We start from the raw sequence: 20,620 nt of genomic DNA on the forward strand, positions 1-20,620 counted from the left end.
AGCGCCGCGCCCGGCAGGCTCCTGCTGAAACCCGCCCATCCGCGGCTTGCACCGACGACAGACCACCCGCCGCCACAATCGCGCTGCAAACGCACGCCCGATTGGCTATAACGGAGACGAGGCGCCCCTGCCGCGCCACCGCCGTCACGCACTGCGCGAGTTCTCCATGACCGATCACACGACCCCGACGCCCGAGCCACCGGCCGACCCGAACCGCGACCCGGAAGACGATCCGCTGTCGTCGCCGCCAGGCCATCACGACAACCCGCAGCAACCGGACGGACCGCCGAGCAAGGATCCGGTTTAGCGACAGGGCTGCAGGGCCGCGCAGTCACCGCGGGTAGCCGTCATGCGCCATCGACGCATGGCGCTGCCTAGCGCGCCGTATACCCGCCGTCGATCGGCAGCGACACGCCGCTGACCATCGACGCCGCATCGCTCAGCAGGAACAGGATCGGTTCGACGACCTCGTCCGGCTCCGCGAATCGCCCGAGCGGAATCGCGGCCAGCATCGGCGCCCGCTTTTCCGGTTCGCTCCACGCGAACTGCGCCATCGGCGTGAGCGTGACGGTCGGGTTCACACTGTTCACACGAATGCCGTGCGGCCCGAGTTCGATGCACAGCACGCGCGTGATCGCGTCCATCGCCGCCTTCGACGCGCAGTAACTCAGATGCGCGGGCAACCCGACGAGCGCGGCCTGGCTCGATACGTTGACGATGCTGCCCCGCGCCTGCGCGACACCGCGCGCGTCACGCGCGACCATCTTCCGTGCGACGGCCCGAGCAACGAGCGCCGCGCCGCGCGCATTGACGGCCATCACGCGATCGAAATGCGCGGCGCTCACCTCGAGCGCCGATTCGAGCGACGCGATCCCCGCGCAATTCACGAGGCCGTCGAACGCATCGTGCGCGGCGAGCGCCGCATCGATCGCATGCTCGTCGCCACCGACATCGAGTTGCATCGTCTCGCACGCGACCTCGCCGGCCAGCGCATCGAGCGCGGCCGAGTCGCGCCCGGCCGCGACGACCTGCGCGCCCGCCCGCGCCAGCGCGACCGCGCATGCGCGCCCGATCCCGCTCGACGCCCCCGTGACGAGCACCCGCGAACCGCCGAAATCGAATCGTGTCTTCATGATGGCGTGTGCAACCCGTGCATGATCGGTTTGAGCGCCGGATACAGCGCCGTATAAAGCGCAAAGCGCGCCGCATATGCTTTCGCGCGTTCGACATCGGGCCGTGCTCGCTCGACGAGCGTGACCCATCCGCCTTGCGCATCGTCGTGCGACACGAGCCCTGCCCCGACGCCCGCGAGCAAGGCCGCCCCCATCGCGGCTTCGACGTCCTGCTCGATCGTCCACACCGGGAAGCCCGTCACGTCCGCGATGATCTGCATCCATAGCGCCGAATGCGCGGCCCCGCCCACGACGATCAGCCGGTCGTCGAGCGCCGCCGCGCCTTGCCGGCCGGCCTCGATGTTGTGCCGCAACGCGAATGCGACGCCTTCGAGCACCGCGCGATACAGGTGCGCGCGCGTATGCGCGAGACTCAGCCCGACGAACGCGCCGCTCGCCTTCGCGTCCCACACGGGGCTGCGCTCGCCCATCAGGTACGGCAGGAACAGCACGCCGTCGGCGCCCGGCGGCACGCTTTCGGCCGCCTCCTCGAGCAGCACGTGCGGATCGCCGTGCGGCAGCAGGCGCGCCGCATCGACTTCCGCGTGACAGAACTGGTCGCGAAACCACGCGACCGACGCGCCGGCCGTGATCGCGCCGCCGAACACGTACAGGTCGCGCTGCCCGTTGAACACGTGCGGCATGCTGACGAGCCCGTGACGCGCATCGACGTGCCGGCTGACGTAACCCCAGCACATGCTGGTGCCGATCATCGCGACGTGCTGACCGGCGCGCGTCGCACCGGCCGCGAAGGTCGCGACGGCCGCATCGACGCCGCCCGCGACGACGGGCGTGCCGGCCGGCAGCCCGAGCTGCTCCGTCCATTGCGACAGCAGCCCGCCGACGATGTCCGTCGATTCGACGAGCCGCTCGGGCATCATCGTCGCCGGAATGCCGAGCATGTCGAGTGCATCGTCGGACCACTCGCGGCGCGCGACGTCGTATACGCCGCCGATATTGCCGGCCGAACTGTGATCGACCGCGACCTCGCCGGTCAGCAGGTAGATCACGTACGCGTTCGGCGGCAGGAAGTAGCGCACGTTCGCCCATACGTCCGGCCGCTGGTCGCGCAGCCACAGCATCTTCGTGAAGCCGTAATAGCTGTCGACGCCGTTGCCCGTGATCACGCGCAGCCGCTCGACGTTCACGTTCGCGTTGACCCAGTCGACTTCCGCGGTCGCGCGCCGGTCCATCCAGATCAGGCACGGATGGAGCGGCCGCATGTCGATGTCGACCGGAATGCCCGAGCCGCCGTACAGGCTGCCCACGCACACCGCGCGGATCGCATCGGACGGCACGCCCTGCGCGCGCGCATCGCTCACGCAGCCCGCGATGCACGCGAGCACGGCATCGAACCACACCTGCGGCCATTGCTCGGCCCACAGCGGGCGCGGCGTATCGGGCTGGTAGCCGGCCGAGCGCCGCGCGACGATCCTGCCGTGCCGGTCGACGAGCAGCGCCTTGGTGCTTTGCGTGCCGATGTCGACGCCTATGACGTATTCCATGATGTCTCCGTTGACGCGCACGCCGGCCGTCAGCGGGCCGGCTTCAGCAGCACCTTGATCGATTCGGGCGATTTCGCGACGCGGATCGCGTCGTCCCAGTCCTCGAGCGCGAAATCGTGCGTGACGATGCCTTTCGACGTGACGAGCCCGCGCGCGAGCAGGTCGATCGCGATCGGGTAGCAGTATGGCCCCAGGTGCGCGCCGCGCACGTCGAGCTCCTTGCGGTCGCCGATGATCGACCAGTCGACGGTCGCATCCTCGCCGAACACGCTGAATTCGACGAAGCGGCCGAGCTTGCGGATCAGGTCGAGCCCCTGGCTCACGCCGACCGGCGCGCCGGTCGTCTCGATGTAGACGTCGCAGCCGTAGCCGTCGGTGAGCGACCTGACGATCTCGCGCGCGTCGTCGCGCGTCGGGTTGATCGTCACGTCCGCACCGTACTCGCGTGCGAGTTCGAGCCGTTCGTCGATCAGGTCGATCACGACGAGCTTCTTCGGCGTCTTCAGGTGCGCGACCTGCGTCATCATCAGCCCGAGCGGGCCCGCGCCCGCGATCACCACCACGTCGTCGAGCTGGACATCGCCGCGGTTCACCGTATGGATCGCGCACGACAGCGGCTCGATGATCGCGGCATCCTCGAGCGATACGCCGAGCGGAATCCTGTGGACGATCGCGGTCGGCGGAATGCGCATGTATTCGGCCATCCCGCCGTCGGCCACCTCGCGCTGGAAGCCGAAGATGTTGTGCACTTCGCACATCCAGTACTGGCCCGACTTGCAATAGCGGCACTTGCCGCACGGCACGATCTGCTCGGCGATCACGCGGTCGCCCACCGCCACGCCGAAATGCTCGGCCGCGCCGTCGCCAAGCGCTTCGACATGGCCGAAGAATTCGTGGCCGGGAATCACGGGCGCCTTCACCCACGGGCTCGGGCCGCCCCAGAACATCTTCGCGCCCGTGTAGCACTTGCAGTCGCTCGCGCAGATCCCGCATGCGGCGATGCGGATCACGAGCTCGTTCGCGCCGGGGTGCGGCTTCGCGACCTGTTCGACGCGATAGTCCTCGGGGCCGTGGCAGACGACCGCGGTCATGCGCGGCTGGGCTTCGGGTGTCGTCATGGATAGTCTCTTTCGTGGATGATCTGGATGACTGATGAATGAATCGCTACCGCGACCGTTCGCGGCTGATGTAGATCGCGAGCAGGATGATTCCGCCCTTGATCACGTTCTGCACATACGGGTTCACGCCGATCATGTTCAGCCCGTTGTTGAGCACGCCGAGCAGCAGCGCGCCGACCAGCGTGCCGAGGATCGCGCCGCGCCCGCCGGAGATCGACGTGCCGCCCATCACGACAGCCGCGATCGCATCGAGCTCGAAGCCCACACCCGCATTCGGCTGCCCGCTCATCAGGCGCCCGGTCAGCACGATCGCGGCGAGCGCCGACGTGAGCCCGGCCAGCGTGTAGACGATCAGCTTCACGCGCGCGACGCGCACGCCGGTGAGCCGAGTCGCCTGCTCGTTACCGCCGATCGCATACACGTAGCGGCCGAACGGCATCCGGTCGAGCAGCAGCCACGCGATCGCATAGACCACCAGCATGATCAGCACCGGCGCCTGGATGCCGAACACCTTGCCGCTGCCGAAGAACGCGACCCAGTCGGGCAAGCCGTCGATCGGATAGCCGCCCGTGTAGATCAGTGCGAGGCCGCGCGCGATGCCCATCGTCGCGAGCGTGACGATGATGGGCGGCATCCCCGCGAACGCGACGAACACGCCGTTCAGGAAGCCGAAACCGAGGCCGACCGCGATGCCGATCGCGAGCGCGGCGACCGCGTTCACACCCGCGACCATCAGCCCGGCCGCGAGCGTGCCCGACAGCGCCATCACCGAACCGACCGACAGGTCGATCCCGCCGGTCAGGATCACGCAGGTCATGCCGACCGCGATGATCGCGTTGATCGACACCTGGCGCAGCACGTTCTCCAGGTTCGCGGCGGACAGGAAGCTCGGGCTCGCGATCATCATCGCGATGCACACGACGATCAGGCCGACGAGCGGATAGAACAGCGTCGAGCGCCGCAGTTGCGCCCACATCGCGCGTGGCGGCGGTGCGTCGCCGTTTCCGGCGGTGGCCGTGAGCGTCGTGGAACGCGTGGAAGAAGAATCAGGCAGGTTCATGGGTGGCTCCTCGCGTGCCGGCCGTGGCATAGGTCATGACCGTATCGGGATCGATCTCGTCGCCTGCGAGCGTCGCCTCGATGCGGCCCTGCCGGAACACGGCGACGCGATCGCACATGCCGACGATTTCCGGCAGCTCGGACGAGATCATGATGATGGCGTAGCCGCGCGCGGTGAGTTCGCGCATCAGCCCGTAGATTTCGGCTTTCGCGCCGACGTCGATGCCGCGCGTCGGCTCGTCGAAGATCAGCACCGACGTGTGATGGTTGAGCCAGCGCGCGATCACGACTTTCTGCTGGTTGCCGCCGGACAGCGTCGCGACCTCGGTGTGGATCGACGGCGCCTTCACGCCGACGCGCCGCATCACGTCATGCGTCGTGCGCGCCTCGCCGCGCCGGTCGATCAGCCAGCGCATCGACCGGTACTTGCCGAGGTTGTTCAGCGAGATGTTGTCGCGGATCGAGAACGACGTGACGAGCCCTTCCGTCTTGCGGCTTTCCGGCAGGATGCCGATGCCCGCGCGCAACGCGTCGGCCGGATCGGCGAGCTTGGCGGCCGCGCCGCGCACGCGCACGTCCTTGCGATGTGCCCGCGTCGCGCCGATCACCGCGAGCGCGGTTTCCGTGCGCCCCGAGCCGACCAGCCCGGCGAAGCCGAGGATCTCGCCGGCATGCAGCGTGAAGCGGTTCACCGGGCCACCGCGTTCGATCTGCAGTTCGTTGACCTCCAGCACCCGCGGTGCATCGGCCGCGCACGCCGGCTTCGGCGGAAAGCTGCTTTCGATCCGGCGGCCGACCATCATCCGCACGAGCTGTTCGACGTCCGTGCGCGCGACGTCGGTCGTCGCCACGTACTGGCCGTCGCGCAGCACCGTGATGCGGTCGCACACCGCGAAAATCTCGTCGAGATGATGCGAGATGAAGATCATCGCGACGCCCTGCCGCTTCAGCTCGCGCATGATCGCGAACAGGTGCTCGGCCTCGGCCGGCGTGAGCGTGGCGGTGGGTTCGTCGAGGATCAGGATGCGCGCGTCGAGCGACAGCGCCTTGCCGATTTCGACGAACTGTTGCTGCGCGACCGACAGCGCGCGGATCGGCGCATCGAGATCGATCGCGACGCCGAGCCGCGCGAAGATCGCGGCCGCCGCGTGGCGCATCCGCTTGCGGTCGCGTGCGCCCCAGCGATTGCGCAGCTCGCGGCCGAGGAACAGGTTGTCGACGGCATCGAGGTGAGGAATCAGGCTGAATTCCTGGAACACGATGCCGACGCCTGCCGCGACCGCGTCGTGATAGTCCGCGAAATGGCGGGCGGTGCCGTCGATCTCGATCGTGCCGGCGTCCGGCTGATGAATGCCGCACAGGATCTTCATCAGCGTCGACTTGCCCGCGCCGTTCTCGCCGAGCAGTGCGTGGATCTCGCCGCGCGCAATTTCCAGATCGATGTCGGACAGCGCCTTCACGCCCGGAAAGCTTTTCGTGATGTGGCTGAGCCTGAGTATCGTGTCCATCGGCTTCTCCGTGCGAAGAGCGCCGGCCGTGCCGCCGCCCTTCGCGTCGCACCGCTCGTCGTTCACCAGCTGAAGCCCTTCGCGTTGCCGCGATCGACCACCTTCACGTCGACGGGAATCGCCTTCGGCACCGTCGCGCCCCACTTGCGCGCGATCGCGATGCCGAGCGCGATGCGCACCTGGTCGGCCGGGAACTGCGCGGTCGTCTCGATGAACTTCGAATTCGGCTTCTGGATCGCGGCGATCGCCTCGGGCGCGCCGTCGACGCTCGTCAGCTTGATGTCCTTGCCCGAACTCTCGATCGCGGCAAGCGAGCCCATCGCGCCGCCGTCGTTCACGCTGAAGATACCCTTCAGGTTCGGATGCGCGGAGATCATGTTTTCCGTGACCGACAGCGCGGTGGCGCGCTCCTGCTTGCCGTTCTGCGTATCCACCAGCTTCACGTTCGGGTATTTCGCGAGCCCGGCCTTGCAGCCGCGCACGCGTTCGAGAATCGGCACGACCGGGATGCCGTCGAGAATGGCGACTTCGCCGCTGCCGCCGATCGCTTTCGCGAGGTAGTCGCACGACATCACGCCCGCGTCGTAGTTCTTCGAGCCGACGAACGAGTCGACCGGGCCGTTCGCGTTCGCATCGACGGCCACCACCACCGCGCCGGCCTTCTTCGCCTGCGTGATCGCCGACTGGATGCCGGTCGAATCGGTCGGGTTCACGAGCAGGATGTCGATCTTCTTCTGCAGCATGTCCTCGACGTCGCTCACCTGCTTGCTGACGTCGTGATGTGCGTCGGTGACGACGACCTGCGCGCCGATCGACGCGGCCGCGTCGTTCAGCGCTTTCTGCATCGTCACGAAATACGGGTTGTTCAGCTCCTGGAACGTCATGCCGATGCGCAACGGCGCGGCCTGCACGGCGGCAGCGGGCAGCCAGGCCGCGGCGGCGAGCGCGGCAATCGCCGCCATGCGGGCGGCGCGGCGGGGGGATGAAGCGGGCGATGCATGCGTCATGACGGTGTCTCCGGTTATGTGTGCGGCTTTTTCGTGGGTGAACGCGCCCCTCGCGACGTGGGCGACGCGATTGCGCTGGGTGAAACGGTGTGGAAAATTCAGGCGGGCCGCGGCCCCGCGATCATCCGGGCTGCGGTGCGAGCGCCGGGATGCCCGGTGTGACGACACGCGGCGGCAGCGGATTGCCGGTGGGCGCCGCGTGCAACGCGAGTTCGCGGCTGCGCGCGTTCAGGCGCTGCAGCGCGCGGAATTCGGACGGCGCCATCCCCTTCACCGCGCGGAACTGGCGGTTGAAGTTCGACACGTTGTTGAAGCCGGCCTGGAAACAGATATCGGTGATGCTCGCGTCGTCGGCGAGCAGCATCTGGCACGCGGACTCAATCCGTAGACGATTCACGTACTGCACGAACGGCATGCCCGTCTGGCGGTGGAACGCACGCGAGAACGCGCTGACGCTCTGCCCGGTCAGTTGCGCGAGATCGGATTCGCGCAGCTCGGATGCGAGGTTCTTGCCGATATACGACAGCGCATGGCTGAGCCGCGTGGGCGTGACGTCGGCCTGGTCGTACGCGGGGCTCGCGAGCAGCGTGCGTTCGGCCGCTCCGCACAGCCGTTCGAGGATCGTCATGAACAGCGCGATGCGGCGCATGCCGCGCGCGGCCAGCAGTTCGTCGAACAGCGGCGCGATCGCGGCGCTGGTCGCCGCGTCGAAGCCGACCCCGCGCCGCGCCTCGTCAAGCAGCGCCTGCGCGTCGCGGCATTCGGGAAACGCGTCCATGCAACGGCGCACGAACGCCGGGTCGAACTGGATCACGAGATTGCGGCGCTCGACGGTTTCGCCTTCGGCCATGTCGCTGACCCAGTTGTGCGGCAGGTTCGGGCCGAGCAGCACGAGATGACCGGGGCCGAACGAACCGATGTGGTCGCCGACGAAATACTTGCCGCGCGTCGCGACGATCAGGTGCAGTTCGAATTCGGGATGGAAGTGCCAGCGGATCGTGCGATACGGATAGCCGTGCGACCAGACCTTGAACGACTCGTCGCGTCGCACGTCGACCACTTCCAGATCGGGGTGCATCATGTTGGCGTCTCCATTCCCATGTCTCGCTGGCCGGTTCGTGGCGCGCGTGCGCCGCGTATTTCACACGGCGACGCGCCCGGTCGCATGGGAAGCAATGTAGGTCGATCGAGCGCCCGGCTCCACCAACTTTACGCCTGATTTCCGATACTTTTTTGCGCATCCCGACCACATCCGGCGCCGGACGGCAAATTTGTGCAGCGCGGAACGGCCGGACGGCCGCCCGCTCCGGTGCTTACGCGGCCGCGTGCTCGCGCGCCGTCCGCACTTCGTATGCCTTCAGGTGGTTGTACGCGATCCGCAGCAGCGACAAGGCATCGGCCGCCTGCGGGTCGCGGCGCACGAGCAGATCACCGATCACGTGATCGGCTTCGACGCGCGCATGGTTCTCGACGTCGCGCAGCATCGACGCGGTCAGCGGCGACGGCGTCAGCACCATCCGCTGCATCCGCTCGATGGCGGCCGGCTCGGGCCGGTGGCCGTTGTGCTCGGCAATCGCGCTGCATTCGGCGAGCATCGTCTCCAGCAGGCGACGGCCGTCCGGCGCGGCGAGAATGTCGCCCACCGAGCCGCGGAACAGCGACGTGCTCGCGGCGAGCGTCGCGAGGAACACCCATTTTTCCCACATCCGCGCGACCACGTTGTCGCTGAGCGTCGCATCGAATCCCGCGCCGCCGAGCACATCGGCCACCGCGCGCACGCGCGGCGATTCGCCGCCCGCGAGTTCGCCGAAGGTGACCCCGTGCGTGTCGTTGAGGTGCACGATGCGCTGCTCACGATCGAGCGTCGCCGCGATCACGCACAGCCCGCCGAGCACCTGGGCGGCGCCGAACCGGTCGCGCAGCACGTCGAGATGGCGCATCCCGTTGAGCATCGGCAGGATCAGCGTCTGCGGGCCGACGAACGGGGCAAACGACTGAATCGCGTCGTCGAGGCTGTACGCCTTGCAGCTCAGCAGCACGAGGTCGAACGGCGCGACGCCGGCACCCGCATCGCCCGCGCGCACGGTCTGCACGTTCGCGAGCGTCAGGTCGCCGCGCGGGCTGCGGATCAGCAGCCCGTCGCGCGCCAGCGCGGCCGCGCGGCCGTCGCGCACCGAGAACGTCACGTCGCGCCCCGCCGCAGCCAGCCGGCCGCCGAAATATCCGCCGACCGCGCCGGCCCCTACTACCAGAATTCGCATCGTTGCCTCCTTTCGGTTTCATTCGCCGCCGCGCCGCCGAGCCGGACGCGCGGCGCGCACGCCATCGCCCCGAGAGTATAGCGATACCCGTTATGCATATGCATAGATACCCTTGTCGGCATGAGAGGCATGCACCCACGGTACCGGTTCCTAGGGATAACCCGTCTACGGTAATGCCCGCCGGGCGCCGTCAAGACACTTATCCCGTCACGCCGCTCCGGTGAGCTTCCACGACCGACCACACACCATGCGCAACCTTTCCCTGAATCAGAAACTCGCCTCGATGATCGTCATCCTCTGGCTCGGCCTGCTCGTGATCGCCGGGCTCGGCGCATGGCAGACGCGCGCATCGATGATCACGGATCGCCGCGAACAGCTCGCGTCGCTGGTCGCGCAGGCCGCGAGCGTGACCGACCATTTCTACAAGCTGTCGCAACAGAACGCGCTGCCGGAAGCCGAAGCGAAGCAGAAGGCGCTCGAGGCGATCGCCGCGATGCGCCATGGCGCCGACGGCTACATCTCGATCAACGACTCGAAGCCGGTGATCGTGATGCATCCGATCAAGTCCGAGCTCAACGGCAAGGACGTGTCGAATTTCACCGATCCGAACGGCAAGCACCTGTTCGTCGAGATCGTGAAGGCCGGCAACCAGGAAGGCGGCAAGGGCTTCGTCGAGTATCTGTGGCCGAAGCCGGGCGCCGACAAGCCGCAGGACAAGACCAGCGCGGTGCAGCGCTTCGCGCCGTGGGACTGGTATCTCGTGACCGGCATGTACATGAACGACGTACGCTCGGCAGTGCTGGAGAGCGTGGGCCGCTGGCTCGCGATGACGGCCGTGCTCGGCGGGATCGCGACCGCCGTGATGGTGCTCGTGCTGAAGAGCGTGCGCGCGAACCTCGGCGGCGAGCTGGAAGTGGCGCTCGACGCCGCGCAACGCATCGCGCAGGGCGACCTGACCGCGCGCGTCACCGTGAAGCAGGACGATCGCGGCAGCCTGCTGCATGCGCTGCACACGATGCAGGGCGGCCTGATCGACATGGTGTCGCGCGTGCGGATGGGCACCGAGAACATCAACGTCGGCGCGAGCGAGATCGCGTCGGGCAACACGGATCTGTCGCAGCGCACCGAGGAACAGGCGGCCGCGCTCGTACAGACCGCGTCGAGCATGGACCAGATGACCGCGAACGTGAAGCAGAACGCGGACAGCGCCGCGCAGGCCGCGTCGCTCGCCGGCCAGGCCGCGCAGGTCGCGACGCGCGGCAGCGCGGTGGTCGACGACGTCGTGCGCACGATGAACGAGATCACCGACCGCTCGCACAAGATCGGCGACATCATCGGCGTGATCGACGGGATCGCGTTCCAGACCAACATCCTCGCGCTGAATGCGGCGGTCGAAGCGGCGCGTGCCGGCGAACAGGGCCGTGGCTTCGCGGTGGTCGCCGCCGAGGTGCGCTCGCTTGCGCAACGCTCGGCGACGGCCGCGAAGGAGATCAAGTCGCTGATCGTGACGTCGAACGAAACCGTCGAGCACGGCGCGGCGCTCGTCACGCACGCGGGCGAGACGATGGCCGAGATCGTGCAGTCGGTGCGGCGCGTGAACGAGATCCTCGACGAGATCAGCCATGCGTCGCGCGAACAGAGCGCCGGGATCGAGCAGGTCAATCGCGCGGTGGGCGAGATGGACCAGGTGACGCAGCAGAACGCGGCGCTGGTCGAGGAGGCGGCGGCCGCCGCGCATTCGCTGCGCGATCAGGCCGAGGCGCTGCGGGATGCGGTGACGCGGTTTGCGTTGCCGGCGTAGGCTTTGTTTGGCCCTCTCGGTAACGATGTTCGGTACGGGGTTCAGGTTCGGGCAGCAGTGATTCGGGCATCCCGGACTCACGTTGACCTCGACGCGTCGCCCGGATTGCCCAAACTCGTCCGGCCTGAAGATCTTGCCGGCCAAGGCGCGATTCTCGCCATGGATCGAATATTGATCCAGGACCGACATCACGCTTTCGGCTCGTCGCATCGCAAGCTGTTGCGCGTCATGTTCGGTTCGTTCGGCCAATCCGTTCAACCACACGGTGTCGATGATCGGAAAGCGCTTGTGCATGTCGATCGACCATTCGGACAACCGAGATAGCTCGGCCGGAGAAATGGCGCTCGAATCGGTATCGAACACGATATCGATGTAATGGCCTGGCATATTCGATGCGCCGTCACATGCGGCGGATGCGGCGGATGCGTGTACCCAGCTCAACGCGAGAGCGGCGGCAACTGCGAATTTAGTCATCGTCATCGACAACGTACCCTGCAATAACGACCCATTCGCCGGATTCGGGATCGTGGATCGCGTATTGATCGACTTCGGCCCCGGTGATTGCAATCGTCGGTGGCTTGCATGTCAGTGCTTCGGCCTCGGCGTCGGCTATCTGCTCAGCCGTCCACTTGCGCATCGCGTCGAGCGTTGCACCGTACCCGGATAACCCGGCGTGCTGATCGAGCGGCACGTCGAAGAAAGAGGCAAAGTAGACCATCAGGGGGTGTCTGGCATCGGACACAACCAGACGCCCCCCGGTCGCCGCATAGCCATAGTTCACGGCGACTGACAATCGGCCTTGCTGCTCGATGAAATCACGGTATAGGACATGTACGATATTTATTCGCACTCCGACTCGATATGTCATCACGTGACGTTCAGCAAGCATCCCTCGACATGCCTGACGCCCCACCAAGCCCCAACCCCGCCGCCCGCTGGATCAGCTCGACGTCGTTGCTCACACCAAGCTTCTTCATCGCACTGATCTTCTGTGCGCTGACCGTCTGCTTGCCCTTGCTCAGACGCTGCGCGATCGTCTTGATCGGCACCCCTGACAAGTACAGGCGAATGACCTCGATCTCGCGCGCCGACAGCTTCACGGGCGCCTCGGCGCGCTCGCCGAATGCATCGACCGCGCGCCTGACGAGCGGCGACAGATAGCGCCCGCCGCTGTAGCTCGAATGAATGGCCGTGACGATATGGCCGACCTCGTCGAACTTGCTGACGACGCTCACGCCGTCGATCGCGAGGATCGACCCGAAGATCAGCGGGTTCTCGTTCGCGACCAGCGCGACGATCCCGACGTTCGGACGCGTGCGCCGCAGCCAGTCGAACAGCGCAAGGCCGTCCATCTGCCCGTCTGCCCGGATCGCATAGTCGACCAGCACGACATCGCAGTCGACACCGCCGAGCGACGCGACCAGTTCGGCCACGCTCCGGTACACCGCGACGAGCTCGACCGCACAGCCGCTGCCCGCGACCTGCTCGATGCCGGCCAGCGTCAACGGCCAGTCGTACGCGAAAACGACGCGAACATTGAATTTCCTCATGCGCAGTTCCAGGTGGTTCATCGGCCGCGCGACACGGAACGCGCACGGCCGGTTCGGCGTTGAAAGAAAGTTCAGGCTATTTTTAGCCTGACCATCGATTCTACGAAGCCGTGCTCAGGCGGGATATCGGACGGCATCGGGATCGACCGTCAGGGACGTCATACGAGTTTGAAATTTGTGCCGGTTCGAATGCCCGACACATCGGAGCCAGCCTCTGCGGACATCGGCCAAATGGCCGGCGTGGCGGCCAATGCGGGCCAAGCGACCGGCCAGCAGGTAAAATCGACGCCTTTGCATCCCGCGCCGGGCCACCGGCGGCGAGCGACGCGCCGATGCCGGCCGCGCGCCACCGCCCGTTTGCCGGTTGCCCGCACCCCCGCTTTCCTCATGACCGAATCCGACCTGCAACCCGACGACACCACCATCCACGAAGACGGCCTCTGGCGCGACAACGGCTGGACGGCCCGCATCATCAAGAACGAAGACGACGACGGCTGGGCCGTCGAGATGATCAAGGACGGCGAGTCCGAGCCCGCGCTCGTCGGGCCGTGGACCATGGGCCGCGACAAGAAGAACCCGAAGCCGATGGACGCGAACGCGTTCCGCACGCTCGTGAAGACCGCGACCGAAGTGCTGATGCGGCACGAGCAGCAGCGGCGCGCGATGCTGCACAAGGAAGTGACGGTTCAGGGCGAGGACGACCAGGATGTGTCGGTGACGCTCGACATCGTGCCGGACGAATTCGAGCCGTACGCGCAGCTCAAGGCATTCGATCCGTATGGCGAGCTGCTGGCCGAAGCGAAGGTGTCGGCCGGGTTCAAGCTCAACAAGGCCAGCGCCGAGCGCTGGGTCGCATCGGGCTTCGAGCGGCCGGCCGCCTGATCGCGCGCGGCGCGCCGGGCCGCGCGCTCAGGCGCCGGCGCCCTGCCGTGCGCGCCGCAGCCTGCGCGCCGCCAGCTTGCGCCGCACGAGCTCTTCGAACTGCTGCGTCGCGACCGCCGGGTCGCGCGCGGCCAGCCCGAGCGCATTGCGCACGAGCTGGATCGGCGTCAGCACGAGGCCCCAAGGCACCCCCCACCAGCCGAACGCGGCAGAAGCCAGCAGCGCGACCGCCTGCTTCCTGCGGCCGCAACGCCGGCAGCACACATGGCGTCGCGTCGCCCAGCGCGTGACGAACAGCAGCGACACGACGCGATGCGACGCATGGACATCGACCGGCTGGTCGTCGCGACCGCAGATCGGGCATGGCCCGTAACGCCAGTCGTGCACGTACTCCCAGACTTTCGCGTCGGGCACCCGCTCCGCCTCGACGACGATCGGATGCGCTTGCGCGCATGCCGGACGGCAATAGCGGCGGCCGTCGATCGACCGCCCGCCGACCAGGAACGTCCTGCCGCAGTGACTGCACTCTGCCACGGTAACCTCGGATAAGCGTGATGCGCCGCGTGCCGGCCGCGCGCGACATGGCTGCAGCGGCGGTCCGGACGGGCCGTTTCCTGTCTTAACGGCCGGCATCGCGCGGTCTTGAGCGGCGGTTTGCCGCAGCGCGTCAACTGTGCAGCCCGTGCGCGGTCATCAGCCGATACAGCGTCGCGCGCGAGATGCCCAGCTCGGCCGCCACGTCCGCATGCTGGTGGCGGTGGCGCATCAGCGTTTCCTCGATCGCGTGCCGCTCGGCCTGCCGGCGCGCTTCCGCGAGCGTCGGCGGCCGCCGCGACGTGTACGCGTTCAGTTCGAGATCCGCGGCCGAGATCATCGGGCCGTTCGTCATCACGACCGCGAACCGGATCCGGTTGATCAGCTCGCGCACGTTGCCGGGCCATGGGTAGTTGTGGATCGCTTCGATCGCGCACGGCGTGAAGCCGCGAATCCGGTGCGAACAGTCGCCGCGATAGCGCCGCAGCACGTAGTCGGCAAGCAGCATGATGTCGCGGCCGCGCACGCGCAGCGGCGGCTCGTCGATGCGCAGCACGCACAGGCGGTAGTACAGGTCGGCGCGGAACCGCCCCGCCTGCATCGCGGCCTCGAGATCGACATGGGTCGCCGACACGATCCGCACATCCACCGGAATCGACGCGTGCCCGCCGAGCCGCTCGATCGTGCCTTCCTGCAGGAAGCGCAGCAGGCTCGCCTGGCTCTCGAACGGCATGTCGCCGATTTCGTCGAGAAACAGCGTGCCGCCGTGCGCGGCCTCGATCCGGCCGATCTTGCGCTGATGCGCGCCCGTGAACGCACCGCGCTCGTGGCCGAACAGTTCGGCCTGCAGCAGCGTCGGCGGAATGGCCGCGCAGTTCACCGCGACGAAGGGCGCGTCGGCGCGCAACGACTGCTGGTGGATCGCCGCCGCCGTCAGCTCCTTGCCGGTGCCGGACTCGCCGGCGACGAAGACGGTGGCGTCCGTGTTCGCGACCTTGCGGATCGTCGCGAACAACCGGCGCATTGCGTCGCACGAGCCGATCATCGTGCCGCCAGGAGGCGCCGCATCGGCGTCCGGGCTGCCGTCCGCGAGCTTCAGCATTCCGTATGCATGCCCGACCAGATAGCCGATCGTCGTATAGGCGTTCGGATTGCGCACGTAGTCGAAGCAGCAGTGGCGAATCAGGCGCGCGACGGTGAGGTTCCGCAGCCGCTCGTGGTCGGCGAGTGCGACCCAGCCGACGCGCGGATCGCGCAGCAGCGTCTCGAACGCCATGACGTCGGGCGACGCGAAGCCGCCGAAATCGACGATGCCCGCATGCGGACGGTTCACCCTGACGAGATTCAGTGCGTCCGCAACGGTTTTCGCGCGCCACACGTCCCAGCCGCGTAGCGCGAGGCAGTCGACGAGCGCGGCATCGTGCTGCTGCGACAGGTAGACGAGCGGCCGCGACGGTACGACATGGTTGCGCCGGACGGCGACGAACGGCGCCGTACCCGCATCGCGTTCGAGATCCTGCGGGCCCGACACCCTGATCTGGCAGCAATAGTTCACGATGGCCTCGTCGCTTGGATGAGTTGTCGAGACGGCCGTCGCCGGATCGCGCGTGGCGGGACATCGTGGTCCCGCGGCGCAGCGCCGGGCCGTCCTCGGATTGATGTTTCGTTATCGGCAGAACACGACGCGCTGCAAGTAGATCTGCGGCTCGACGACCGGCTTCGCTGAACGGTTGAGGTCGTCACGATAGGCGCGGTAGGTCTTGCCGTTCACCGTCACCTCCGTCGCAGGGGCCGTCTCGATCGAGCCGAGCCCGTTGCGCTGCCACCCGCTCACCCGATCCGCCGCCGTCACGTTCGACTCGCCGGCGATCTTCTGCGTGATCGCGCTGCCGTCGCTCCATGGCTGCGTCTGCATGTCCTCGGCATGCTGCATCGCGCCGACCGTCTTGCCGGTCGACGTCGGCCCCTTCTGCGCTTCGAACGGCGCGCCACGGCCGTACACCGGCGATTGCCACGACGGGGCATGACCTTCCTCCGGCATCATGTAGACCATCTGCGGATCGCCGATCATCATCATCGGCGCGCATGCCGTGTTGTCGGCGCGACCGAGCGTCGACAGCGCCTGCTGGACGCTCACGGCGTTCGCGGCAGTCTGCTCGCCCAGGATCACGAAGACCGCCGGGTTCTGAAATACCGACTGCGCCGCGGCTTGTGCGCTGTACAACAACAGAGCGACCAAAAAGATCCTCATGATTGAGGCCTCCTTGCATCCTCGTCAGGCAAAAAGAGGTGTTGACCTCGGGGATGGGATCAACACCCGTCAAACAGGAAACGACCGTCGGGCATCGGGTTCGAACGTCTCCCGTGCGACCGGTGTTCCGGTCACACGGGAAACCGACCCGCGTGCTTACGACGACGTGCTCGTCGAGATGACCGCCGGAGCCGGCACGGCCGGTGCCGCCGGTGCGGCCTGCTGGTCGATCGAAGCCGGCGGCAATGCTTGCGCCGGATCGGACAACGCGGGCATGTCGGCGGGCTGCGCAGCCGCTGCTTCCGGCGCCTTCGCGTCGGCAGGCGCCGCGGCTACGGCAGGCTGTGCGGCTTCCGGTGCGGGCGCTTCCGCGGCGACCGGTGCCGGCTCGGCGGCCTTCGCATCGGCCGCCGGGGCAGGCATCGCGGCTTCCGCTGCGGGCGCCGCGACGACGGCAGCGGCCGGCGTCGTGTCCGCAGCCGGTGCCGCAGCGGCCTGCGCGGCGTTGTCGGTCGCGGCGGGCATCGGTTCCGGCGCCTTGTCGGCGACGGGTTGCACGGGCTCGGGTGCCTTGTCGGCGACTGCCGGTGCGGGTTCCGGTGCCTTGTCAGCGACTGCCGGTGCAGGTTCCGGGGCCTTGTCGGCAACCGCCGGTGCAGGTTCCGGTGCCTTGTCGGCGACCGCCGGTGCGGGTTCCGGTGCCTTGTCGGCGACTGCGGGTGCAGGTTCCGGTGCCTTGTCGGCAACCACCGGTGCAGGTTCGGGCGTCTTCTCGGCAACCACCGGTGCGGGTTCCGGTGCCTTGTCGGCCACGGGCTGCACGGGTTCGGATGCCTTCGTGTCGGCGACCGGTGCGGCAGGCGCTTGCGACGCCTTGTCCGCGACTGCCGGTGCGGCGATCACGGCGGCAGCGGGCACGGCAGCAATCGCAGCCGCCGGGACGACCGACGCTGCAGGTGCGGCAGCGGCCGCAGGTGCTGCGGCTACGACCGGTGCCGCGGCTGCAACGGCGGGGCTGCGACGGCCGGTGCGGCCGCGACGGCAGGCGCTGCCACTGCCGGGGCGGCGGCCGCGACAGCCGGCGCTGCGACAGCCGGAGCGGCGGCAACCGGCGCCATCGACGGCACGGGCACCGGTACCGGCACCGACACGGGTGCTGCCTGCACAAAATTCGTCGCCACCGGACGGGGCTTCGCCGGTGTCGGCGCGGCAGCGCCGAGCGGCGGCAAGCCCATGCGGTCACGCACGATCGGGTCGCGATACTTCTCGTCGTCGGCGACCGTCGCTTCCGCGCTCGGCGCCACGTTCGAACGGGCAAGCGGCGCGGTCGTGCCCGGGCACAGGTGCCCGGTTGCTTCCACCGCACGCCGGTTCGCATCGCTCTGGCAGAGCAGCGCGAGCGCCACGTCGGTCAGGCCCATCGCACGGAATTCACGCGCATCGAGACGGCGCACGCAGGCCTGGTCGACCAGCGTCGTGCCGCCCGTCGCGCCGAACCCCGGGAACGACACGCCGACGCTCACCGAGCCCATGCAGGTATCGGACAGCGTGGTCGTCAGGCCCGGCGCCTGGATCGCGGGGTTGGTCTTGATCGTCTGCGTGCCGGAGTAATTGACGTTTTCCGAGGTCTGGGTGTTGTACGGGTTGGTGCCGGGTGCGCCTGACGACTGGAGCGAACTCACGCTCTGCGGCGTCACGTTCGAACCGCCACTCGTGCCGGACGGCATCGTCACGTTCACGTTCACGCTCGAATTGCCGCTGCCGCGAACCCCGCTGGAGCTGGTGGCATTGCCGCCGCGCGAGCTCGTGGTGTTCGTGTTCATGCTCGAGCCACCGCCCTGGCTGACGGCCGTCGACGATGTCGACGACTGCGAGCTCGAAGTCGAGTCGGCAGTTTGCGCCTGGGCGCCGATCGTGGTCATCGCGAACATCGCAGCGCATGCCACCTTGATCCTGTTGCTGTTCATTTCACTCTCCGGACGAGGTTTGACCTCCCACCCAGGCAACCGTACTAGTTCCCCTGATTCCCTTCAGCTTTACCTGCTTCCCCGAACTGTTTCCAGCCGTTGCCCAGTTGGGACCATGAGCCTGCCGACATGCCCTGCCACTGCTGGGCGTCGGGTCCGCCGATGGCACTGCCCGAAGAAAGCGTTTGTTGTTCTGACGGTTTGGTTGTCTGGTCAGGTTTGTTTGACGTCTGCAAATTCGATTGCACGTCGTCGGCAATACGGTCAGCGCCATACGCCGTCAGAGACGCGAGCATCAGAGCGGCGGCAATCAGTTTCTGCTTCATGCCAACTCCTTACGTGACAACAATGTGGGGGAAAAGAGACCAGCGTCGCTGGGAAACTGGTCCCCCCACACCTGACTAATGACTGCTTCCGGTCGCACTTGAACTGCCCTGGCTTCCGCCCGACGCGGACGGCGAGCCGGCCGGACCCGTACTCCACACGGTCGACGAGTTGTAGTGATTCGAACCCGCGATCGCGCCCGAACCGCCACTGCCCGTCAGGCCAGCGGCACCCGCGTTGGCAACGCCCTGGTCGTTTCCGCCCGCAGCCGTGTAGTGGTTCGCGCCGAGTACGATCGTGGCGGTTACCCCTCCCGATAGCGCATTCGCGTTCTCGCTCGTGTTGCTGTTTCCACCGTACGAGCCTGCGGCACCGATACCGCCGCCTGCCGCAAATGCGCCTCCGTTCGTGCCCGAACCACTGGCCGTCGAAGTCGAGTTGTGGAAAGCGGATGCCGTGCCGGCGGAACCAGCGGGTGTGACGGTACTGCCTGCATTCGCGCCCGCCGTCGAAGTCGAATTGCTGGTATAGCTGCCGGAACCGACCAGCACCGACCCTGAAACACCGGCCGCAACGGATTGCGTCTGGTTGGTCGTGGACGAACCCGCTGCCAATGCAGCCGACGATAAGACGGTGAGCGCTGTCGCTAATATGACGTTGGCTTTCATAGCAATCCCTTGCTGTGATGAAGTTCGGCGGTGGCGGAGCCGGGCCTGCCCCCCATCGGACGAAACCCGGCATCCGAACCGCCAGCCAATGACGAACGCTACGCGTCGCGGCTTAGTGGTGATACGTCCAGCCGATCGAACCGGCATTCGCACCGCTGGTGCCACCTGCCTGTGCGCCGCCGAAGCCGAAGCCGCCCACTTGCGAAGTGTTGGTGTGGTCCGTGTACGAGATCGAGCTGCTGCTGCCATGGCCGGCCGTTGCACCAGCTGCACCGAGCGCTGCACCGGAATCGGTCGCGCCGAAAACGCCGAACCCGACAACCGCGGCCCCCGTCGAACCACCGCTCGACGAGTTGCTGCTCGACACCGTGCCGCTGCCAGCGAACGCTGCACCCGAAACCGCCAGAACTGCTGCTGCAATCAGAAGCTTCTTCATGGTCGACTCCAAAACGGCGTGGACGGAGTGAATCAGGAAGATCGCACGCCATCAATCTTCCTGACTTGAGCAATCCTCAAAATTAAGGATCACTATCTAATCAATAAAATCTCATTGCCTTTTCAATCACGTTTTTTGCAATTTTGGCCAGACGAAGCTTAGCTTCGAGATTTTTGGTTATCCAAATTTTTTTGGTAGGTGTTTTCTATTATTTTTATGAACATTGACCTTTAACAGAAAACACCATTTCTTTATCTACCGGAACGATATACACATCTTTCCGGCTTGCGATATTCGATACCCCGCAGGACGGCATACCGACATGCGGCATCCCATTCCGGAATCGAAAACTCGCTAACACATTAACCACCGAACAATGCAGCGTCGTTGAAAATACGCCCTTTACCGGAGCGACGACGGGCCTGCATTGCAGCCAGATGGCATGGCTTCTCCCTGAGCTGACGATGAAAAAACTTCCGGATATTCCGGCCGAAGGGTGCTCGATCTACTGCGGCCGGCGCCCGCATGGGCCAGGCGCGATCGAGGTGACCCTGCCTGGCCGAACACGAATCGGCAT

19 protein-coding genes and 1 pseudogene are annotated in these 20,620 nt (G+C 66.9%); 3 read left to right on the forward strand and 17 right to left on the reverse strand.

Annotated features, from left to right (window positions below; all coding sequences use genetic code 11):
* The first annotated feature begins 166 nt into the window (after positions 1–166).
* Positions 167–307, forward strand: coding sequence for a hypothetical protein (locus LXE91_RS20900; RefSeq protein ID WP_021158153.1), 141 nt, complete (start codon positions 167–169; stop codon positions 305–307).
* A 67-nt stretch (positions 308–374) separates the two neighbouring features.
* Here the strand turns inward: LXE91_RS20900 and LXE91_RS20905 are convergent, their stop codons facing one another.
* From LXE91_RS20905 to panE, 8 genes are all read right to left on the reverse strand, one after another.
* Positions 375–1,133 carry an SDR family oxidoreductase gene (locus LXE91_RS20905; RefSeq protein WP_278068161.1) on the reverse strand — a complete coding sequence of 253 codons (759 nt, stop codon included), beginning with the start codon at positions 1,131–1,133 and terminating at the stop codon, positions 375–377.
* Positions 1,130–2,677: an FGGY-family carbohydrate kinase gene (locus LXE91_RS20910; RefSeq protein ID WP_039360962.1), complete on the reverse strand. Its 1,548-nt coding sequence runs from the start codon at positions 2,675–2,677 to the stop codon at positions 1,130–1,132. The genes LXE91_RS20905 and LXE91_RS20910 overlap by 4 nt, the downstream gene beginning before the upstream one ends.
* A 29-nt stretch (positions 2,678–2,706) precedes the next feature.
* Entirely contained in the window at positions 2,707–3,795 is a 1,089-nt protein-coding gene (locus LXE91_RS20915; RefSeq protein WP_039360959.1) for an alcohol dehydrogenase catalytic domain-containing protein, read from the reverse strand.
* 46 nt (positions 3,796–3,841) lie between these two features.
* Positions 3,842–4,855: an ABC transporter permease gene (locus LXE91_RS20920; RefSeq protein ID WP_039360956.1), complete on the reverse strand. Its 1,014-nt coding sequence runs from the start codon at positions 4,853–4,855 to the stop codon at positions 3,842–3,844.
* Entirely contained in the window at positions 4,842–6,362 is a 1,521-nt protein-coding gene (locus LXE91_RS20925) for a sugar ABC transporter ATP-binding protein (RefSeq protein WP_039361038.1), read from the reverse strand. The genes LXE91_RS20920 and LXE91_RS20925 overlap by 14 nt, the downstream gene beginning before the upstream one ends.
* 62 nt (positions 6,363–6,424) lie before the next feature.
* Positions 6,425–7,369 carry a substrate-binding domain-containing protein gene (locus LXE91_RS20930; RefSeq protein ID WP_039360954.1) on the reverse strand — a complete coding sequence of 315 codons (945 nt, stop codon included), beginning with the start codon at positions 7,367–7,369 and terminating at the stop codon, positions 6,425–6,427.
* Between the two features lie 121 nt (positions 7,370–7,490).
* Positions 7,491–8,450 (reverse strand): AraC family transcriptional regulator, encoded by a 960-nt coding sequence (locus LXE91_RS20935; protein WP_039360951.1) that lies wholly within the window; start codon positions 8,448–8,450, stop codon positions 7,491–7,493.
* Between the two features lie 232 nt (positions 8,451–8,682).
* Positions 8,683–9,630 carry a 2-dehydropantoate 2-reductase gene (gene panE / locus LXE91_RS20940; RefSeq protein WP_278068162.1) on the reverse strand — a complete coding sequence of 316 codons (948 nt, stop codon included), beginning with the start codon at positions 9,628–9,630 and terminating at the stop codon, positions 8,683–8,685.
* 247 nt (positions 9,631–9,877) lie between these two features.
* On the opposite strand from panE, the gene LXE91_RS20945 reads away from it, so the two are divergent.
* Complete coding sequence (locus tag LXE91_RS20945; RefSeq protein ID WP_039360945.1) at positions 9,878–11,431, forward strand: methyl-accepting chemotaxis protein; 1,554 nt, start codon at positions 9,878–9,880, stop codon at positions 11,429–11,431.
* Between the two features lie 466 nt (positions 11,432–11,897).
* Here LXE91_RS20945 and LXE91_RS20950 read toward each other — a convergent pair whose 3' ends face one another.
* The gene (locus LXE91_RS20950) at positions 11,898–12,320 is read right to left on the reverse strand and encodes a hypothetical protein (RefSeq protein ID WP_135370707.1); all 423 of its coding nucleotides are present in this window, start codon (positions 12,318–12,320) and stop codon (positions 11,898–11,900) included.
* Positions 12,310–12,981 (reverse strand): LuxR C-terminal-related transcriptional regulator, encoded by a 672-nt coding sequence (locus LXE91_RS20955; RefSeq protein WP_039361033.1) that lies wholly within the window; start codon positions 12,979–12,981, stop codon positions 12,310–12,312. Before LXE91_RS20955 ends, LXE91_RS20950 begins: the two co-directional genes overlap by 11 nt.
* A gap of 387 nt (positions 12,982–13,368) precedes the next feature.
* On the opposite strand from LXE91_RS20955, the gene LXE91_RS20960 reads away from it, so the two are divergent.
* Positions 13,369–13,863 (forward strand): hypothetical protein, encoded by a 495-nt coding sequence (locus tag LXE91_RS20960; RefSeq protein ID WP_039360941.1) that lies wholly within the window; start codon positions 13,369–13,371, stop codon positions 13,861–13,863.
* A gap of 27 nt (positions 13,864–13,890) precedes the next feature.
* Here the strand turns inward: LXE91_RS20960 and LXE91_RS20965 are convergent, their stop codons facing one another.
* From LXE91_RS20965 to LXE91_RS20995, 7 genes and pseudogenes are all read right to left on the reverse strand, one after another.
* Complete coding sequence (locus LXE91_RS20965; protein WP_039360938.1) at positions 13,891–14,397, reverse strand: hypothetical protein; 507 nt, start codon at positions 14,395–14,397, stop codon at positions 13,891–13,893.
* Positions 14,398–14,530: 133 nt separating this feature from the next.
* Entirely contained in the window at positions 14,531–15,952 is a 1,422-nt protein-coding gene (locus LXE91_RS20970; protein WP_039360934.1) for a sigma-54 dependent transcriptional regulator, read from the reverse strand.
* Positions 15,953–16,063: 111 nt separating this feature from the next.
* Complete coding sequence (locus LXE91_RS20975; protein ID WP_039360931.1) at positions 16,064–16,648, reverse strand: hypothetical protein; 585 nt, start codon at positions 16,646–16,648, stop codon at positions 16,064–16,066.
* 156 nt (positions 16,649–16,804) lie between these two features.
* Positions 16,805–18,615, reverse strand: a pseudogene (locus tag LXE91_RS20980) (chemotaxis protein CheA).
* A gap of 44 nt (positions 18,616–18,659) precedes the next feature.
* Positions 18,660–18,941 carry a hypothetical protein gene (locus tag LXE91_RS20985; RefSeq protein WP_039360925.1) on the reverse strand — a complete coding sequence of 94 codons (282 nt, stop codon included), beginning with the start codon at positions 18,939–18,941 and terminating at the stop codon, positions 18,660–18,662.
* A 75-nt stretch (positions 18,942–19,016) separates the two neighbouring features.
* Entirely contained in the window at positions 19,017–19,607 is a 591-nt protein-coding gene (locus tag LXE91_RS20990; protein ID WP_076841341.1) for a hypothetical protein, read from the reverse strand.
* A gap of 112 nt (positions 19,608–19,719) precedes the next feature.
* Positions 19,720–20,043, reverse strand: a complete 324-nt coding sequence (locus LXE91_RS20995; RefSeq protein ID WP_039360922.1) for a hypothetical protein — start codon at positions 20,041–20,043, stop codon at positions 19,720–19,722.
* Between the last annotated feature and the right edge of the window lie 577 nt (positions 20,044–20,620).

It is taken from the genome of Burkholderia contaminans (assembly GCF_029633825.1).
In the GTDB taxonomy this organism is placed as follows: domain Bacteria; phylum Pseudomonadota; class Gammaproteobacteria; order Burkholderiales; family Burkholderiaceae; genus Burkholderia; species Burkholderia contaminans.

Coding starts and splice junctions, on each gene's coding strand:
- LXE91_RS20900 (WP_021158153.1), top strand. CDS start 167: ATGACCGATCACACGACCCCGACGCCCGAGCCACCGGCCGACCCGAAC.
- LXE91_RS20905 (WP_278068161.1), bottom strand. CDS start 1,133: ATGAAGACACGATTCGATTTCGGCGGTTCGCGGGTGCTCGTCACGGGG.
- LXE91_RS20910 (WP_039360962.1), bottom strand. CDS start 2,677: ATGGAATACGTCATAGGCGTCGACATCGGCACGCAAAGCACCAAGGCG.
- LXE91_RS20915 (WP_039360959.1), bottom strand. CDS start 3,795: ATGACGACACCCGAAGCCCAGCCGCGCATGACCGCGGTCGTCTGCCAC.
- LXE91_RS20920 (WP_039360956.1), bottom strand. CDS start 4,855: ATGAACCTGCCTGATTCTTCTTCCACGCGTTCCACGACGCTCACGGCC.
- LXE91_RS20925 (WP_039361038.1), bottom strand. CDS start 6,362: ATGGACACGATACTCAGGCTCAGCCACATCACGAAAAGCTTTCCGGGC.
- LXE91_RS20930 (WP_039360954.1), bottom strand. CDS start 7,369: ATGACGCATGCATCGCCCGCTTCATCCCCCCGCCGCGCCGCCCGCATG.
- LXE91_RS20935 (WP_039360951.1), bottom strand. CDS start 8,450: ATGATGCACCCCGATCTGGAAGTGGTCGACGTGCGACGCGACGAGTCG.
- panE (WP_278068162.1), bottom strand. CDS start 9,630: ATGCGAATTCTGGTAGTAGGGGCCGGCGCGGTCGGCGGATATTTCGGC.
- LXE91_RS20945 (WP_039360945.1), top strand. CDS start 9,878: ATGCGCAACCTTTCCCTGAATCAGAAACTCGCCTCGATGATCGTCATC.
- LXE91_RS20950 (WP_135370707.1), bottom strand. CDS start 12,320: ATGCTTGCTGAACGTCACGTGATGACATATCGAGTCGGAGTGCGAATA.
- LXE91_RS20955 (WP_039361033.1), bottom strand. CDS start 12,981: ATGAGGAAATTCAATGTTCGCGTCGTTTTCGCGTACGACTGGCCGTTG.
- LXE91_RS20960 (WP_039360941.1), top strand. CDS start 13,369: ATGACCGAATCCGACCTGCAACCCGACGACACCACCATCCACGAAGAC.
- LXE91_RS20975 (WP_039360931.1), bottom strand. CDS start 16,648: ATGAGGATCTTTTTGGTCGCTCTGTTGTTGTACAGCGCACAAGCCGCG.
- LXE91_RS20985 (WP_039360925.1), bottom strand. CDS start 18,941: ATGAAGCAGAAACTGATTGCCGCCGCTCTGATGCTCGCGTCTCTGACG.
- LXE91_RS20990 (WP_076841341.1), bottom strand. CDS start 19,607: ATGAAAGCCAACGTCATATTAGCGACAGCGCTCACCGTCTTATCGTCG.
- LXE91_RS20995 (WP_039360922.1), bottom strand. CDS start 20,043: ATGAAGAAGCTTCTGATTGCAGCAGCAGTTCTGGCGGTTTCGGGTGCA.